This is a genomic window from Mycetocola sp. 2940, from assembly GCF_040548835.1.
Classification (GTDB): Bacteria; Actinomycetota; Actinomycetes; order Actinomycetales; family Microbacteriaceae; genus Mycetocola_A.
Genome location: NZ_JBEPSK010000011.1, coordinates 19,560 through 36,988, shown reverse-complemented (window position 1 = coordinate 36,988; position 17,429 = coordinate 19,560). Strand labels below are relative to the sequence as shown.

At 64.6% G+C, this 17,429-nt stretch carries 11 protein-coding genes; 7 read left to right on the top strand and 4 right to left on the bottom strand.

Annotated features, from left to right (window positions below; all coding sequences use genetic code 11):
- Positions 1-53 precede the first annotated feature (53 nt).
- Both ABIE24_RS13660 and glgX read left to right on the top strand, forming a co-directional pair.
- Complete coding sequence (locus ABIE24_RS13660) at positions 54-2,807, top strand: MGH1-like glycoside hydrolase domain-containing protein (RefSeq protein WP_354500548.1); 2,754 nt, start codon at positions 54-56, stop codon at positions 2,805-2,807.
- Positions 2,804-4,888 carry a glycogen debranching protein GlgX gene (gene glgX / locus ABIE24_RS13655; RefSeq protein ID WP_354500546.1) on the top strand — a complete coding sequence of 695 codons (2,085 nt, stop codon included), beginning with the start codon at positions 2,804-2,806 and terminating at the stop codon, positions 4,886-4,888. The genes ABIE24_RS13660 and glgX overlap by 4 nt, the downstream gene beginning before the upstream one ends.
- Positions 4,889-5,094: 206 nt before the next feature.
- Here glgX and ABIE24_RS13650 read toward each other — a convergent pair whose 3' ends face one another.
- The 3 genes from ABIE24_RS13650 to ABIE24_RS13640 form a co-directional block, all read right to left on the bottom strand.
- The gene (locus ABIE24_RS13650; RefSeq protein ID WP_354500544.1) at positions 5,095-6,525 is read right to left on the bottom strand and encodes a PxKF domain-containing protein; all 1,431 of its coding nucleotides are present in this window, start codon (positions 6,523-6,525) and stop codon (positions 5,095-5,097) included.
- A gap of 331 nt (positions 6,526-6,856) precedes the next feature.
- Positions 6,857-8,143: a glycosyltransferase gene (locus ABIE24_RS13645; protein WP_354500542.1), complete on the bottom strand. Its 1,287-nt coding sequence runs from the start codon at positions 8,141-8,143 to the stop codon at positions 6,857-6,859.
- On the bottom strand, positions 8,133-8,324 hold the full coding sequence (locus ABIE24_RS13640; protein ID WP_354500540.1) for a hypothetical protein: 192 nt from the start codon (positions 8,322-8,324) through the stop codon (positions 8,133-8,135). The genes ABIE24_RS13645 and ABIE24_RS13640 overlap by 11 nt, the downstream gene beginning before the upstream one ends.
- 296 nt (positions 8,325-8,620) lie before the next feature.
- On the opposite strand from ABIE24_RS13640, the gene ABIE24_RS13635 reads away from it, so the two are divergent.
- Complete coding sequence (locus tag ABIE24_RS13635) at positions 8,621-10,522, top strand: ABC transporter ATP-binding protein (RefSeq protein WP_354500539.1); 1,902 nt, start codon at positions 8,621-8,623, stop codon at positions 10,520-10,522.
- A gap of 122 nt (positions 10,523-10,644) precedes the next feature.
- On the opposite strand, the gene ABIE24_RS13630 is transcribed toward ABIE24_RS13635, so the two are convergent.
- Positions 10,645-12,681, bottom strand: coding sequence for a beta-galactosidase (locus ABIE24_RS13630; RefSeq protein WP_354500537.1), 2,037 nt, complete (start codon positions 12,679-12,681; stop codon positions 10,645-10,647).
- 200 nt (positions 12,682-12,881) lie between these two features.
- Between ABIE24_RS13630 and ABIE24_RS13625 the strand changes: the two genes are divergently transcribed.
- From ABIE24_RS13625 to ABIE24_RS13610, 4 genes are all read left to right on the top strand, one after another.
- Entirely contained in the window at positions 12,882-14,192 is a 1,311-nt protein-coding gene (locus tag ABIE24_RS13625; protein WP_354500535.1) for an ABC transporter substrate-binding protein, read from the top strand.
- A 69-nt stretch (positions 14,193-14,261) separates the two neighbouring features.
- A complete protein-coding gene (locus tag ABIE24_RS13620; protein WP_502916282.1) occupies positions 14,262-15,248 on the top strand; it encodes a carbohydrate ABC transporter permease in 987 nt (328 codons plus the stop codon).
- A 1-nt stretch (position 15,249) separates the two neighbouring features.
- Positions 15,250-16,161, top strand: coding sequence for a carbohydrate ABC transporter permease (locus ABIE24_RS13615; protein WP_354500533.1), 912 nt, complete (start codon positions 15,250-15,252; stop codon positions 16,159-16,161).
- A gap of 26 nt (positions 16,162-16,187) precedes the next feature.
- Complete coding sequence (locus tag ABIE24_RS13610) at positions 16,188-17,204, top strand: LacI family DNA-binding transcriptional regulator (RefSeq protein WP_354500532.1); 1,017 nt, start codon at positions 16,188-16,190, stop codon at positions 17,202-17,204.
- Positions 17,205-17,429 lie beyond the last annotated feature (225 nt).

Sequence of the window (17,429 nt, the reverse complement as noted above, 5' to 3'; positions counted from 1 at the left end):
GGCGTCTGCTCGATCAGGGCACCCTCGAGTTCAGGAGAATCAGGGGGACGTCCATGGGACAGCAGAACGTCGGCCGAGACGTCAACGAGGGCGACGGCCGCGTTCGCGCGGAGGCCAGCCGTCTCATCGAGCGGGGCGACGGCGTGCCCTGGCTGAGGTGGGGTCCCTACCTCAGCGAGCGCCAGTGGGGCACAGTCCGGGAGGACTACAGCGCGGACGGGAACGCGTGGGCATATTTCACCCACGATCACGCGCGATCGAGGGCGTATCGGTGGGGCGAGGATGGCCTGGCGGGCATCTCCGACGACCGGCAGCAGTTGTGCTTCGCGTTGGCCCTCTGGAACGGTGCCGATCCTATCCTCAAGGAACGGCTGTTCGGACTGACGAACGGCGAAGGCAATCACGGAGAGGACGTCAAGGAGTACTACTTCTACCTCGACAACACACCTACGCATTCGTACATGCGTTATCTGTACAAGTATCCGCACAAGGCATACCCCTACGGCGATTTGATCGCCACCAATGCACGTCGAGGGGCCGAGGACTACGAGTATGAACTGATCGACACCGGTGTGTTCGACGACGACCGTTATTTCGACGTCACCGTCGAGTACGCGAAGGGGACGCCGGATGACATCCTGATTGCGATCGAGGTCACCAATCGGGGTGCTGAGCCGGCGAACCTCGTGCTTGTGCCCACCCTGTGGTTCCGAAACACGTGGAGTGAGGGCGCCGAACCGCGGCCGACCATCGAACGGGTAGCCGACTTCGCGGACGCGACCGTCATACGCGCCGACCACACCGGGGTAGGCGTGCGGTTCCTGTACGCCGCAGGACTCCCCCCGGCGTTGTTTTGTGAAAATGAGACGAACACCGATCGGCTGTTCGGCGAACCAAACGCGACGAAGTACGTCAAAGACGGCATCGGGGAAGCCGTCGTGAACGGCAAGAGCGAGGCCGCCCATACGACTGGCCCAGGCACGAAGGGGGCGGTTCAGTACGAGGTCGAGGTGGCTGCCGGCGCGACGGAGCGCTTCGAGTTGCGCCTCACCGACCTTGACCCGGAGTCGTTTCGTGCACAGGGCAGTCCATCCGGCGCCGAATTCGCGCAGATGATCGCTCAACGCCGTCAGGAGGCCGATGAGTTCTACGCCGATGTGCTCCCCGACACGATAGGGGACGATGCTGCGCTGGTTACGCGCCAGGCCCTGGCAGGTCTGCTGTGGTCCAAACAGTTCTACGCGTACGACGTCACAAGGTGGCTCGGTGGGCATGGGGTGACGACTCGAGCCGCTCAACAACGGTCGGCCCTGCGCAACGCCACGTGGTTCCACATGGTCAACGAGGACATCATCTCCATGCCGGACAAGTGGGAGTACCCGTGGTACGCCGCGTGGGACCTCGCCTTCCACGCGGTCTCGCTGGCGGTCGTCGACGTCGACTTCGCCAAAGGACAACTGGCGCTGATGCTCGACGAGAGATACCTGCACCCAAATGGCCAGATCCCCGCCTACGAGTGGAACTTCAGCGACGTCAACCCTCCTGTCCACGCGTGGGCGGTGATGCGACTCTACGAGGCCGAGAAGGAAACGCGCGGCACGGGTGACATCCGCTTCCTCGAGGAGGCGTTCCACAAGCTGGCGCTCAATTACACGTGGTGGGTCAACCGCAAGGACCCGGACGGCAACAATGTTTTCGGCGGAGGGTTCCTGGGTCTCGACAATATCGGTGTGTTCGACCGCAGCGCGCCCCTGCCCACCGGAGGTCACCTTGCTCAGGCTGACGGCACCGCGTGGATGGCCTTCTATGCCCTCGAGATGCTCGAAATCGCCCTCGAACTGGCGCGCCACGACCCGTCATACCAGTCGATGGCTAGCAAGTTCTTGGAGCAGTACCTCTGGATCGCTTCGGCGATGGACGATCCCGACGACCCGAAAGGAAGCCTCTGGGACGACCAGGACGGCTTCTTCTATGACGTATTGCTAACCCCGGACGGGCACACGGAACGATTGAAGGTGCGGTCGCTGGTCGGTCTGCTCCCCCTCGCGGCCTGTGTGGTCCTGCGCCCTGAGGACGTCAATCAGCTGCCCGACTTCATGGCTCGCGTGCAGTGGCTGCGCACGCACCGGCCTCAGCTCGCCGCACGGTTCCCAGCATTGGCGGAACCCGGAATCGGGAATCGACGACTGCTTTCACTCCTGGATGAGAGCAAGCTGCGCCGACTCCTCGCCCGGATGCTTGACGAGACCGAATTCCTCGGCGACCACGGCATCCGTTCAGTGTCTGCTTTTCACCGCGACAATCCATTCGTCGTGAATGTCGCCGGCCAGGAATACCGGGTCGACTACCTCCCCGCCGAGTCGAACACCGGCATGTTCGGCGGCAACTCCAATTGGCGCGGCCCCATCTGGTTGCCGACAAACTTTCTGCTCATCCGTGGGCTGCTCCACTATGCCTCGTATTACGGCGATCAGTTCACGATCGAATATCCCACCGGCTCGGGTGACGAACTGCCGCTGAAAGACATCGCCATGCACCTCTCCGAACGTCTGATGGGCATTTTCTTGCGCGATGAGAATGGACTCCGCCCGGTATTCGGGGGCACCGAGATGTTTCAACAGAGTCCACATTGGAAGGACCTGATCCCGTTCTACGAGTATTTCCATGGCGACAACGGCGCCGGCCTCGGCGCAAGCCATCAGACCGGCTGGACTGCGTTGGTGGCCCGCATGATGCAAGTACTCGGGCAAGAGCTCGAGCCAGACACGAAGATCGGCGTGGACGCCGAATCCCCCAGCGGGCCATGATGGCGGCCAGACGGGCTGTCGACCCCGAGCGAGGCACGCCGGCGCCGCTCGGCGCGACTGTGCGCGACGGGGGCGTGAACTTCTCGCTGTATTCGCATCACGCCGAAGCGGTCGAGCTGGTGCTTCTCTCCGCGGGCAGGTCTGATCCGTCCGCGACAATCGTCCTCGATCCCGCTCGCCACCGCACGCAGAGTTACTGGCACGTGTTCATACCGGGCATAGGGGCGGGCCAACAGTACGGTTACCGGGTCAGGGGCCCGGACCGCCCCGGCGACGGGCTCCGGTTCGACCCGAGCAAGCTCCTTCTTGACCCGTACGCGCGCGAGGTCGTCGATGACGACTACGACCGAATGCGCGCATCACGGCCCGAGGCACCGAACATCGCCACGGCCATGCGGGGTGTCGTGGTTGCCCCGGACCTGTACGACTGGAAGGGCGACGAACCGCTGCGGCGGCCGCTCCAGGGCAGTGCGATTTACGAGCTGCATGTGCGGGGATTCACGAATCACCCCAACTCGGATGTTCGCCCGCCTCTCCGAGGAACGTACGCGGGTGTGATCGAGAAGATCCCCTACCTCCAGCACCTCGGCGTGGACGCCGTCGAACTTCTCCCCGTGTTCCACTTCGACCGTCTGTCCGCGCCGGGTGGCCGCCCCAACTACTGGGGCTACGAGCCCGTGTCGTTCTTCGCGCCGCACCGTGCCTATAGCTCGAACCAAAGCCCTGCGGGCCCGATAAAGGAGTTCCGCGACATGGTGAAAGCTTTGCATCACGCCGGCATCGAGGTCATTCTCGACGTCGTCTTCAATCACACCGCCGAAGACGGCGTCACCGGCCCCACACTGTCGATGCGCGGCATCGACAACCCCACTTACTACCTCCTGGATCGCAAGGATCGAGCTCGATACATCGACGACAGTGGCGTCGGAAACACACTCAACGCGAACCACACGATCGTCCGACGGCTGATCATGGACAGCCTCCGCTACTGGGTGCAGGAGATGCACGTCGACGGCTTCCGCTTCGATCTCGCTTCGGTGCTGTCCCGGGGAGAGGACAACGAACCACTCGCCGATCCCCCGATCCTGTGGGACATCGACACAGACCCGATCTTGGCAGGGACCAAAATCATCGCCGAGGCATGGGACGCGGCCGGGCTGTACCAGGTCGAGTCGTTCGCCGGGGATCGGTGGGCCGTGTGGAACGGCCGCTTCCGCGACACCGTCCGCCGCTTCATCAAAGGTGATGACAGCACCGCGAGAGATCTGGCCGATGCCATCAGCGGCAGTCCGAACCTGTTCGGCGATCCCGACCGCGACCCAATGCGGAGCGTCAACTTCATCGACGCCCACGACGGCTTCACCCTCTACGATCTCGTAAGCTACAACGCCAAGCACAATGAGGCGAACGGCGAAGACAACCGCGACGGCAGCTCGCAGAACGACAGCTGGAACTGCGGGGCCGAAGGCCCGACCGACGACAGCACCATTGAAGCGCTGCGGGAGCGACAACTGCGGAGCTTCTTCGCGGTGTTGCTGCTGGCGCAGGGCCGACCGATGTTCGTGATGGGCGACGAGGTCCGCCGCACCCAGCGGGGCAACAACAACGCATACTGCCAGGACAACGAGATCAGCTGGTTCGACTGGGACCTGGTCCAAGCCAACGGCCGCCTTTTCGACTTCGTTGCACGCTTGTTGCGCTTCCGGCGCTCCAGCCCGTTCTATCGTGACGAACGCTTCTGGGCCTACCCCGGTGGCGCGGACGTCACCTGGCACGGCGTCGAGCTCCATCGCCCGGATTGGGGCGACGCGTCTCATTCCCTGGCCTTCGAGCTCGTGCACGCCGACGATCCCAACACCCACCTTTACGTCGTGTTCAACGCCTACTGGGAACCGCTCCAGTTCGAGCTTCCTCCGGCACCCGCTACGCGATGTTGGGCTCTGGCTGCGGACACTGCCGCACCCGCCCCCGATGACGTGCCACCCACGCCGCGCCCGTTGCCCGAAGACACGGAGCGCATCGTGGTCGGTCCCCGTTCCGTCGCCGTCCTCGGAACTGTCGAGCGTGCGACTTCAATCTAAAGAGGGCCGTCCCCGCGCACAGGTCGATCCACCACACGGTATGACTCGTGAAGCCCCGGCCAGAGCACTCATATTCCCTTCCACTGGGTTCCTACTTCCTGGCGCGCACGTCGCGCCAGACGACCGCGATACCGGTGCTGAACGCCGAAAGGTCCCGGACCATTCGGCCCGGGACCCTTCCTCACAGATGCTCCTTCAGGGTTTGCCTACTTCAGGATGAAGTTGGCGCTGATCTTCGACCCGTCAAGAGCGGTCATGGTGACCACCGCGCATGTACCGGGCTTCTTCGGTGTCGCCCAGTTCTGGATGAACTGACCGGCGGTCGCGTCGTACCGCAGGCTCGTGCCGCCTGTAGTGACCAACTCGATTTCATCGGTGGCGGCCGTAGCACCGGGGCAGGTCACGGACGTGGCGGAGAAGGACTTGATCGCTGTCGTGCTGGTCAACTCCGAGCCGGCGAAGATCTCGAACTTCAAGGGGACAGTGCTTCCGCCCTTGACCGTGTTCCATACGCCGCCCATGTCGACGGGCGAGTAGAAGCCTTTCACCGTCCAGGCCAGTACCGTGTAGCCGAGGGTTGCAGAGGCGGAGTTGCCCGCATTGTCCGTTGCCACCGCGATATAGCTGTGCGATCCCACGGCCGTTCCGCCGCCGGTCACCGTACAGGAGGCGACACCTGACAGCGTGTCCGAAGCGACACAGGTGGGGGCTGCAACGTCGTTTCCGAAGTAGTAGCTACTCGCCGGACCGCCTGAGAACCCTACGGTCGGGTCGGTCTTGTCGATGTTCAGTCCGGACGCCGCGGCGGTTGCCGTGTTACCGGCCCAGTCCGTCGCCGTGCCCGTCACCGACTGGTTCGCGCCCTCACCGAGGGTGGTGCCGTCGGTGCAGCTTTGGATTCCGGAACCCGCGTCAGCACAGTTGAAGCTGACGGTCACATCCGTGTCATACCAGCCGTTGACGTTGGGGGTGGAAGGCGAGAGGAGGTAATCGATCGTCGGATTCCCAGTGTCGGCGATGACGTAGCTCGCCGTTGCCGTAATCGCCGAGAGTCCACCGGCATCCGTATAGTCACACGTCGCCGTCTGGGTGCCGAGTCCGTGGGACAGCGTGCCGGAAATGACCGCAGGTACTGAGGTGGTTGCATCCTCCGCATCGGCTACCGCACAGCCGGCGACCGGGACATTCCCGATCTCATACGTGGCACCGTCGCTGACACCGGTGACGACGACCGAAGGCGGGGTGTTCGTTGGCACGGGTTGAGTGACAGTGATCGGGATGTTGACCTGGTTCACGTAGGTGCCACCCCCGGCCGGACCGGAGAGCACAACAACTGTGGCGTTCCCGCTGACGGCAGCGCTCGAGGCCGAGAAGGTGACCGAGAAGTTGTCACCACAGCTCGTTATCGTTAGCGGGTCCGGGTTAGCTGTGATTCCCGCCGGCACCCGGATGTCCAAAACGAGGGGGCTCTCGCCGACATCGATGTTACAGCCGGGGTCTGGGTCGCCGGCGGCGTTGTTGCCCACAACTCTGATGGAAGCGGAGCCAGTTGTCGCTGAGCCGGCGGTCAACGTGACACCAGCGCCCGTGTCGGCAATGGTGTCCTGAAGCGTATCCGCGTGCGCGACGCTGCTCATAGCCAAGATCATTGTGGCGGTGAGGGCGGTAACCGTAGTCGCCATGCCCGTCCGCATCCGGATCCGATTCATTTTGGTACACCTTCGCGCTAGATGGGAGACGTCGGGTGAGGTTTGCTCACGCCTTGACGGTATCCCGGCAGACCGATCGCGCGAAGCCGGGTGGCGTTCATATCGCTAAACGCGACCATCCAAAGCGTTCAAATCCCTAAACGCGCCGCCGTAGGTCTAGACGGCGACGCGACTCTCGGTTCTGGCTAACCCGCACGGGATGACCACCCGGAGTAACGGTGGGCCGCCAGGTCGTCCGTCGTCGGCGTAACCTATGCGGTCAGCTTCGCACCACCATGGCTTCAGCTTCGTCGGCCGCGCTGGGCGTCGTGGTGGCTTCCTGAGCAAGGATTTGAGCGAAGTCGCGAGCCGCTGCCGCATAGTGAGGATCGTCCAAGAGGGTGGCAACGGCTGCCGCGATCTTGTCTGGCGTCGACTTTGCGCTCAGGCGTATGGCGGCGCCGTGCCGAAGAGCTCGCACCGTGTTGTCCTTTTGGTCGCGACCCATCGGTATGCACACCAGAGGGACACCGGCCGCGAGAGCCTTGATCGTCGTACCGTGGCCGGCGTGGGTGATGACGGCAGATGCCTCGGGAAGTATCCGGCTGTGTGGCGCAGCTCGAACGACGTCGACATTAGGTGGGCCCTCAATGTCGTCCGGGTCCACCGCAGAGCCGGTTGTCATGAGCCCCCGGACAGGTAACTTGCCCAGCGCCTGAGCGATGCGCCGGAGCAGGCCGACCTGGTGTTGAAAGACCGAACTGGTGGCGACGAGGACGAGCGGGTCGGTGCCCTGCGAATGCCACTCGGCCGTTGCCCAGGCGGGGTCGTCGAGTTGCGGCCCGACGTATCTGACATTGGCCGGCAGTCGGGGAGCGACAAAGTCGAACGATGGGCTGGTCATGACCAGAACTTTGGTGCACCGGTCGAACAGCTCGAATACGTCGTACAGCGGCGGCTGTCCGTAGCTTGCTACCACGGCGTTGAGCCGTGGCAGGGTGCGGCCGAGGAGCCACGTAACGGTCTTCGGGACCAGCGTGTCCCTCGTCCGGCGAAGCACCCCCGGGCCTGGTGACCAGCCGGTCCCCATCAGGGGCAGGCCTGGCGTCGGCCGTACGTAGGTCTGTGCTAGCAGGGCGGCGGTCGGAAGGCCGGTCGACTGGCCCCCGATCAGGATTCCCGGCAAGCCATCCGCCAGGACGGCATCCACCGGGAATTCGCGAATGGTCGCCACGACGTCACTGGCGAAGCGCCTGGTCATTTCTTTTCCGGCTGCGAAGTCCTTGGCCGCCCGATAGGCGCGCAGGGGGTTGCGGCCCTCCAACGCAGCGATCAGGGCCGTCTGCTCGGCTCGGGAGTTGACGTGGGGCGCATCCCGCCACGGGCTGAAAGCACACCCAGCCGATCTGGCCGACGCTTCGATCGTCGGATCGGCCAGTACGCGCATCTCGTGGCCCCGCCGGACGAGCTCGGCGGCGAGACCGATGGTCGGCGGGACGGTCCCTCCGCCGTCGATCACCGCCAACAGGAACCGGGCACCGCCACGCCCCAGCTGTTCAGCCATCATCGACCGGCACCAGAGCAAGGTGTGCCGCGCAGACCATCAGCATCTCGTCGACCATGACCATCTCCTCACCGATCGGCTGCGCGCAGCAAGTTGGTGCAGAACGCCAGCGGGCCTTCGTCGTCGCCTCACCTGAGATCATCCTCGGGTGCATGATCTGCGACAAGCCTGTCCGTTTGGGCATACGAGATACCGTGTGTGGGCACCCGGGCGCCAAGGCGGTCGACAATGGCCCCGCCCTCATCTACTTCCCGCGTTCGCGGTCCCCGGCGAAGAGCCGCCGACACACAACGCGATGCTCTCCGGTGACGTTCAAAGCTTCACCGTCAACTCCGCTGCATGCGTTGGGCCCGTCTCGGGCTGCTCCACGGCTGGAACACCGCCACGTCCACCGACCACGAGGACAACCGTCTTGGCTTCTACCTCGGAGCCGGCAAGTAGCCATCTAAGCTGGGCCTTCTGCCCACGGAAGGAACCTCAATGAGCATGGAAGGCGCGGCCTGGAGCTCGCTGTACAAAATCTCTACCGCTAGGGACGGCAAGCACGGCTTCTCCCGTGAGTCCGTGCGGCGGATCATGACGTTCGCGGTGCCCTACCGGTCCACGCTGCTGATCTTCATCGCCCTCTCCACCGTGGGAGCTTTCCTCGCGGTCGCGACGCCGGTACTCGCCGGCCAGGTGGTCGACGTCATCGTCGCCCAGGGCGCTGTCACCACGATCGTTTGGCTCGCCGTCGTCATAGCCCTCGTGGCCGTGGCCGACGCCGCCGTGTCACTCGTGACACGCTGGTTCTCGGCGCGGATCGGCGAAGGCGTGATCCTGGACCTCCGCACCGCCGTCTTCAACCACGTGCAGAAGATGCCGATCGCATTCTTCACCCGCACGCGGACGGGCGCCCTCGTGAGCCGCCTCAACAACGATGTGATCGGCGCCCAGCAGGCCTTCAGCGGCACGCTGTCCGGCGTGGTCACGAACCTCGTGGCGCTGATCCTCACCCTGATCGTCATGCTCAGCACGTCCTGGCTCGTGACGGTTCTCGCCGTGATCATGCTCCCCATCTTCCTGGTCCCCGCGCGCCGCATGGGCAGCCGCCTCGCCGCGCTGCGCCGCGAGGCCGCCGATCACAATTCCGCCATGAGCACGCAGATGACCGAGCGCTTCTCGGCACCCGGCGCCACCCTCGTCAAGCTGTTCGGCCGGCCCGACGAGGAGGCCGAGGAGTTCCGCGTCCGCGCCGCCCGCGTCCGCGACATCGGGGTCCGGACCGCGATGCTGCAGTTCGTCTTCTTCACCGCACTGATGCTCGTCTCCGCTCTCGCCCTCGCGCTCGTGTATGGGCTCGGCGGCTTCCTCGCACTCGCCGGCCAGCTGAATACCGGTGACGTGGTCACCCTGGCGCTCCTCCTCACCCGCCTCTACGCGCCGCTCACCAGCCTCGCAAACGCACGGGTGGAGATCATGAGCGCGGTGGTCAGCTTCGAGCGCGTCTTTGAGGTGCTGGACCTTGACCCGCTCATCAAGGAGAAGCCCGACGCCGTCGCCGTCCCCGAAGGACCAGTATCCGTTGAGTTCGACAACGTCCGCTTCGCCTACCCGTCCGCGGACAAAGTGTCCCTCGCCTCTCTCGAGGAGGTTGCCACGCTGGACACCCGCGGCGGCGAGGAGGTGCTGCACGGCGTATCCTTCAGGATCGAGCCGGGGCAGACCGTTGCCCTCGTTGGTACGTCAGGTGCCGGAAAGTCCACCATTGCGCAGCTCCTCTCGCGCCTCTATGACGTCGACAGCGGCGCCGTGCGCCTCGCGGGGACGGATGTCCGCGATGTCACTTTCGCCTCCATGCGGCACACCCTGGGCATGGTGACGCAGGACGGCCACCTGTTCCACGAGACCATCCTCTCCAATCTGCGCCTCGCGAGGCCAGAGGCGTCCGACGACGAGGTGTGGGACGCCGTCCGCCGCGCGCGGCTCGAGCCACTCATCCGGTCCCTGCCGGACCAGCTGGACACTATGGTGGGCGAGCGTGGCTACCGGCTGTCCGGGGGTGAGCGCCAGCGGATGACCATCGCGAGGCTCCTCCTCGCCCAGCCGCGCGTCGTCATCCTCGACGAGGCGACGGCGGCGCTGGACTCGACGTCTGAGGCCGCCGTGCAGGCGGCGCTCAGCGAGGCGCTCGACGGACGCACGGCGATGGTGATCGCACACCGCCTCTCCACCATCCGCAGCGCGGACCTGATCCTCGTGGTTGAGGACGGCTCGATCGTGGAGCGCGGTACGCACGAGGAACTGCTGGCGATGGGTGGGCGGTACGAGGAATTGCACCGGACCCAGTTCGCCGTGCAAGAGAATGTTGCGGCCGATGAGAAAGCGCTGAGCCGGACCTAGTCACTGAGTTCGGTGCCCCCGCGCCCAGCGTCTCGAAAGTCGTCTCATCGCGTTTCGTGTCCCATCGCCTCTACCTTTGGAGGCTATAACCAGGGTCCTCCGCTGCACGGTCATAAGCTCAATTAGCGCGCCATCTGGTGGATGTCGTCAGTCCGAACAGCGGTTTCCCCGACGACGCGCGGGCGTGCAACGACACGCACGCCTCCGGCCGGGACCGTTCCTCCTACCGCGATCTCTTCACGTGTAAGTACGTCGGTTCCGGCCGCCAGCAACGGCGCCTCCGCGTCGGAATGGTTGATGTGGAAGATGAAATCTTCGGTCTCGCCGCTTCGCGTCACGACCTCGAGCCCCTCCGCCGGGGCGGAGTAGGACACGCCAGCCGCATCGAGCGCCGCCACGACGAACGACAGAAGGTCGGCGCCTTCGAGCTTTGTCGACACGTACCAGGCCGACCCCGATCCGCGCGAGTTGCGCGTAACAGCAGCCTTGCCTGCCGCCGGCCCGTCGACGTACGTCGCCACAGCGCTCGCCGTGCCCAACGTGATGTCGTCGGCCCACGCCCGGCCGGACCCGCCGTCGCTGAGCGAAACGGTCTGGTCCTCGTACAGCGGCAGGAACTCCTCGATCGACAGCCCGAGCACATCGCGCAGGGCACCAGGCGAGGCACCGGTGGGCACCTCGTCGTTGTCGCCGACGATTCCCGAGAAGTACGACACGACGAGGTTTCCGCCGCCTGACACGTAACCGTCGATGTTCACCGCGTCGTCCTCGGCGAGCAGGTACAGGCTCGGCGCGAAGACGACATCGTAGCCAGACAGGTCGTGTGAGGGGTGCACGAAGTCGACCGTGACGCCGAGGCCCCAGAGCGCGGTGTAGAACGCTTCGATCCGTTCGCGGTGGCCGAGCTCGACCGACGGCCGCCACTCGAGATCCAGCGCCCAGAACGACTCGATGCTCCAGACGATGGCGACGGATGCCGTCACGCGCGATCCGCCGACCCGCGACAGCCCGGCGAGGTCGGAGCCGAGCTGCACGACCTCCTTCCAGATCCGGGTGCCGGTGCCGCCGTGGGGCAGCATCGCCGAGTGGAACTTCTCTGCCCCGAATCGGCTGGCACGGAACTGGAAGAACATCACGGCATCCGCACCGCGTGCGACGTGGCACAGGCTGTTGCGCGCCATCTCACCCGCGCGCTTCGCGATGTTCCTCGGCTGCCAGTTCACCGCGGAGGTGGAGTGCTCCATCAGGATCCACGGACGGTTCCCGGCGAGGGAGCGGGTGAAGTCGGCGTCCATGGCAAGAAGGACGTGGTTGTCGGTGCGCTCCGCGACGAGGTAGTGGTCGTTGGCGACAATGTCGACCTCTTTCGCCCACTTCCAGTAGTCGACCGACGGGCAGTTCGTCGCCATGAAGTTCGTCGTGATCGGGGCGTCCGTATACACCCGGATGGCGTCCCGCTCGCCGACGTAACAGGCGAGCAATGCGTCGGAAGTGAAGCGCTGGAAGTCGAGCCGCTGAGCCTGGTTCGACACGCTCGCCGAGACACGCGGGGCGTCGATCTCGTCCCACTCACCGTAGACCTGGCCCCAGAAGCGGGTGCCCCAGGCTCGGTTGAGACTGTCGAGGGTGCCGTAACGTGCCCGCAGCCACCTTTGGAAGGCGAGCACCGAGTAGTCGTCGTAGCTGTCGCTGATCGGGGCACCGTATTCGTTGTGCACGTGCCACATCACGACGGCAGGGTTGTCGGCGTAGCGCCGCGCCAGCTGGTCGGCGATCGCCGCGGACGCGCGACGGTATTCGGGGGAACTGGGGCTGACCATGCCGCGGGAGCCAAAGCCGAGCGTGCGACCGTCGCGGGTGACCGGGTGCGCCGCCGGGTACTTCTTCCAGAACCAGGCCGGCGGAGCGGCCGTGGGCGTACCGAGGTCGACGTCGATGCCGGCGCCGGCAAGTAAACCGATGATGTCGTCGAGAAAGCTGAAGTCGTACTCACCCTCGCGCGGTTCGAGTACCGCCCACGAGAAGATCCCGAGACTGACCAGGTTGACGCCGGCATCCATCATCAGCGCGACATCCTCGAGCCAAATCTCGCGGTCCCACTGCTCGGGGTTGTAGTCGCCGCCGTAACGAAGGCTCGTCGAGCCGGGAATCCACGACATGTATGCATCTCCTTTGACTGTGTGCGGTCACAGTTCTATCACAGAACCCGCCGTTGCGGCCAGTCGCAAAACCCTTGTTTGACAGCATTTAGATTGTGTGTCTTACTAGAACCGCTCACAGGTACAAAGCGGTGCTTCCTACGAAAGCGCGCGGCGGACCGCCCCTGGCACCAGGGATTTGCTTTCGACAAGGAGGACGAATGCGTTCATCACTTCGCATGACTGCGCTGGCGACCGTCGCTGCAGCAACCATGCTCTTCACCGGATGTTCAGCCGATGCTGGGGGAAGCGGGAGCGACAGCTCCGGTCCCGTGAAGCTCAACTACTGGGCCTGGGCGCCCAACCTCGACAAGGTGGTCGACATCTGGAACGAGAAGAACCCTGACATCCAGGTCACCGTCAACAAGCAGGACGGTGGCGACCCCGCCATCACCAAGCTCCTCACGGCCATCAAGGCTGGCAGCGGCGCTCCCGACCTGATCCAGGCCGAGTATCAGAAGATCCCGACGCTAGTCTCCTCCGACGCTCTCGCCGACATCTCGGACGCCGGCGCGAACGACCTCAAGAACGAGTTCCCCGCATCGGTCTGGGATTCCACCACTCTCGGGTCGGATGCCGTCTACGCGATCCCGCAGGACACCGGTCCCATGATGGCCTACTACCGCCAGGACATCCTCGACCAGTACGGCCTCACCGTGCCGACCACGTGGGATGAGTACGCCGAAACCGCCCGGGCACTGCACGCCGCAGATCCGACCAAATACCTCGGAACCTTCTCGGCGAACGACGCCGGCTGGTTCACCGGACTCAGCCAGCAGGCCGGTGCCTCCTGGTGGTCCATCGACGGTGAGGCGTGGGGCGTCGAGATCGACGAAGAGCCGACCCAGAAGGTCGCCGAGTACTGGGGCGGACTCGTCGAAGAAGGCGTCATCGACAACAAGCCGATGTACACGCCCGAGTGGAACGCCGGTCTGAACGACGGCACGCAGGTCGGCTGGGTCAGCTCGGTCTGGGGACCCGGAGTTCTCTCGGGCAACGCTGCGGACACCACGGGCAAATGGGTCGCTGCTGAGGTTCCGAGCTGGGAAGCCGGCGAAGCCTCGAACGGCAACTGGGGTGGCTCGTCCACCGGAGTGACCACGCAGTCGAAGCACCCGAAGGAAGCTGTCGAATTCATCACGTGGCTCAACACCGACCCGGAAGCCATCCAGGCCCTCATCGAGACGTCCGGAATCTACCCGGCCGCCACGAAGGCTGCAGAAGCGACTCTCACCTCTTCGCCCGAGTTCTTCGCTCACCAGGACGACTTCTATGACGTCGCCGCCCGTGCCGCTGAATCGGTCGCTCCGTTCACCTACGGACCGAACGTCAACGTCGCATACAGCGCCTACAACGACGAGTTCGCCAAGGCAGCTGAGGCACGTACCGCCGCAGCGTTCGCCGACGCAGTCACCGCCATGCAGAAGATCACTGTCGACGACCTCACCAAGAGCGGCTTCTCGGTCAAATAGACCGTTTCGCCGTCCGACGTTGCCGGGGCACCCCGTGTGCCCCGGCAACCCGAACCCCCGGAGACTTCTGTGACTTCCCTCGTGAATCCACCCCGCACCTCCAGCAAGGCAGACGACCGCAAGCTTGCAACGTCGAGCCGCAAGCGGTCGTCGAACTTTCGCACCCGCGTGCTCACGCCGTACGCGATGCTGGCGCCCGGCATCCTGCTCTTCGTGCTGTTCATGCTGGCGCCGATCGTCTACACCCTCTTCCTCAGCTTCCAGAAGAAGCAGGTGGTCGGACTCGGCCTGGGCTCGGGCGGGCAGAAGCGGGTCTTCGCCGGTTTCGAGAACTACATCAGCACCCTCACCGACCCCGAGTTCGCCGCCAGCATCGGGCGGGTCGCGGTGTACGGACTCGTACTCATCCCAACCATGCTCGGGCTCGCCCTTCTCTTCGCGCTACTGCTCGACTCGAAACGCACCCGCGCGACGGGCTTCTCACGGATCTCGATCTTCCTGCCGTACGCCGTTCCGGCTGTCATCAGTTCGCTGCTCTGGGGCTTCCTCTACCTGCCGGCCGTGAGCCCGTTCTACTTCGTCTTCGAGCAGCTCGGCTGGGACGTTCCCTCGATGCTGTCGTCGGGACTCGTGCTCTTCGGTATCGCCAACATCGCCCTCTGGGGTGGCGTCGGCTTCAACATGATCGTCCTCTACACGTCGCTCAAGGCTGTACCGTCCGAAATCTACGAGGCGGCCAAGATTGACGGTGCCAGCGAGGTGCAGATCGCGCTGCGGATCAAGATCCCGATCATCGCGCCCGCCCTCGTGATGACGGCCCTGTTCTCAATGATCGCCACGCTCCAGGTCTTCGCCGAGCCGACCATCCTGCGCCCGCTGTCAAACAGCCTGTCGACGAGCTGGTCGCCGCTGATGCTGGTCTATCGGGATGCCTTCACCCGCGACGACATCTACTCCGCCGCCGCAACCTCCATGGTGATCGCGATCGCGACCTTCGCCATCTCGTTCCTATTCCTCCGCATCGTCCAGAAGCGTGCCTTCGGACAGGAAGACTGACATGACTTCGATCGCCCAGACCTCCCGTCCCGACAGCGTGCGCGCCCCGCTCCCCGGTCGCCCCTACCGGGCACCGAATCGCCGCGAGAAACTCAGCATCGTCTCCACCGGCATCCTGATCCTCGGTGCCCTGTACTGCCTGTTCCCCGTGTTCTGGGTGCTGATGGCGTCGACGAAGAACGGTGCAGAACTCTTCTCCACCTTCACACTGATCCCCAGCACACACCTATGGGACAACATCGTCGAACTCACCCAGTACCGTGACGGTCTGTTCTGGCGCTGGATGCTCAACACCGCGCTCTACGCCGGCGTCGGGGCGCTCCTCTCGACTTACGTTTCGGCGCTGTCCGGCTACGTCCTCGCGAAGTTCAGCTTCCCGGGCAAGACCACCGTGTTCAAGATCCTGCTCATGGGCGTACTCGTGCCCGGCGTCATCCTCGCGATCCCGCAGTACTTCCTCATGGCGCAGGTCGGACTCACCAACACCTACTGGGCCGTGCTGCTGCCCCAGATCATCAGCCCCTACGGCATCTACCTCGCCCGGATCTACTCGGCTGCGGCCGTGCCGACGGATGTCATCGAAGCGGCTCGCACGGAAGGCGCCGGGGAGATGCACATCTTCTCCCGCATCGCCATGCCGATGATGCTGCCCGGCCTCGTAACGATCTTTCTGTTCCAGTTCGTGGCCGTGTGGAACAACTTCATGCTGCCGTACATCATGCTCGGCGACGACAACCTGTTCCCGCTCACCGTCGGTCTCAGCGGCCTGCTCAACCAGGGTGCGACCGCGCCGTCGCTGTACACGCTGGTCATCAGCGGCGCGCTGATCTCGATCATCCCGCTCATCCTCCTCTTCCTGCTCCTGCAGCGGTTCTGGAAGGTGGATCTCGCCGCCGGCGCGGTGAAGGCGTGACGACGGGGTTCCAGTACGCTGGTGGCGTGTCAACCGCAGCCCCCCGTCGCCGCCCGACGATCGACGACGTCGCCGCCGCAGCGGGAGTCTCGCGCGGTACCGTCTCCCGCGTCCTCAACGGCGGGCACTGGGTCAGCCCGGACTCGCTCTCGGCAGTCAACGCGGCCATCAAGAAGACCGGCTACAGGATCAACCCGCACGCCAGGAACTTGGCAACCAGCCGGGCGAACTCGGTGGCGTTCCTGCTCACCGAGTCCCACGAACGGCTGTTCGAGGACCCCAACTTCTCCGTGCTCATGCGCGGTGCCGCGCAGGCGCTCGAGGAACGGGACCTCCCGCTTGTGCTTCTCATGGCCGGAACCGAGGCGGAACAGCGCCGGGTGACCGAGTTCATCACCTCCGGACACGTCGACGGCGTGCTGCTTGTGTCGTCGCACGCCGGCCGGCAGGGTTTTCTGTCCGAACTCGTGCAGTCGCGCGTGCCGGCGATCGCCTGTGGCATCCCGCTCGGCTTCGAACGGAAGATCGGCTATGTCGGCTCCGATGACCGCGAGGGTGCCCGCACTGTGGTGGACTTCCTCCGTGGGCAAGGACGTTCCCGGATCGCGACCATCGCCGGCCCGCAGGACACATCCGGTGGTATCGGCCGCCTCGAGGGATACCGCGAGGAGCTCGGCGACACCTTCGACGAGTCGCTCGTTGTCCTCGGCGACTACAGCCGCGTCAGCGGTGCCCAGGGTATGACTGAGTTGCTGGCTCGGGACGTCTCGATCGATGCGGTGTTCGCGGCCAATGACCTGATGGCGGCCGGTGCACTCGACGTGCTGCAGGCATCCGGCCGTCGAGTGCCGGAAGACGTGGCGCTCGTTGGATTCGACGATTCACCTGTGGCGGTGTCGACATCGCCACAGCTCACCACGATGAGGCAGCCCTTCGACCGAATCAGCCACGAAATGGTACGACTGCTGCTGGAGGTCATCGACGGCAACCAGGCCGCGGCGATGACATTGCCGACTGAACTGGTGCGGCGCGAGTCGGCGTAACGTTCGTTCAGCGGCGGCCATCGGCCTGAGGACGACTCAGCCAGAGCACGGTCCCTACTATTCTCCCGCGCCCGGATCACGTCTGCAGTGCCGTCAAGGAGGTCCTATTTTGCTGTGATCGCTCCCAGTCGATATTGCCTCCTAGGGCCAGCGATAACTTTGACTCCAATGCTTGACTCTCTCTACTGCTCCCTCAATACTGAGACCGATCACAGTTCACGTCCG

Bases quoted from the DNA above. Each gene is read 5' to 3' on its own strand.
- ABIE24_RS13645 (WP_354500542.1), bottom strand. From the start codon at position 8,143: ATGATGGCTGAACAGCTGGGGCGTGGCGGTGCCCGGTTCCTGTTGGCG.
- ABIE24_RS13625 (WP_354500535.1), top strand. From the start codon at position 12,882: ATGCGTTCATCACTTCGCATGACTGCGCTGGCGACCGTCGCTGCAGCA.
- ABIE24_RS13635 (WP_354500539.1), top strand. From the start codon at position 8,621: ATGAGCATGGAAGGCGCGGCCTGGAGCTCGCTGTACAAAATCTCTACC.
- ABIE24_RS13660 (WP_354500548.1), top strand. From the start codon at position 54: ATGGGACAGCAGAACGTCGGCCGAGACGTCAACGAGGGCGACGGCCGC.
- glgX (WP_354500546.1), top strand. From the start codon at position 2,804: ATGATGGCGGCCAGACGGGCTGTCGACCCCGAGCGAGGCACGCCGGCG.
- ABIE24_RS13650 (WP_354500544.1), bottom strand. From the start codon at position 6,525: ATGAGCAGCGTCGCGCACGCGGATACGCTTCAGGACACCATTGCCGAC.
- ABIE24_RS13630 (WP_354500537.1), bottom strand. From the start codon at position 12,681: ATGTCGTGGATTCCCGGCTCGACGAGCCTTCGTTACGGCGGCGACTAC.
- ABIE24_RS13615 (WP_354500533.1), top strand. From the start codon at position 15,250: ATGACTTCGATCGCCCAGACCTCCCGTCCCGACAGCGTGCGCGCCCCG.
- ABIE24_RS13640 (WP_354500540.1), bottom strand. From the start codon at position 8,324: ATGCCCAAACGGACAGGCTTGTCGCAGATCATGCACCCGAGGATGATC.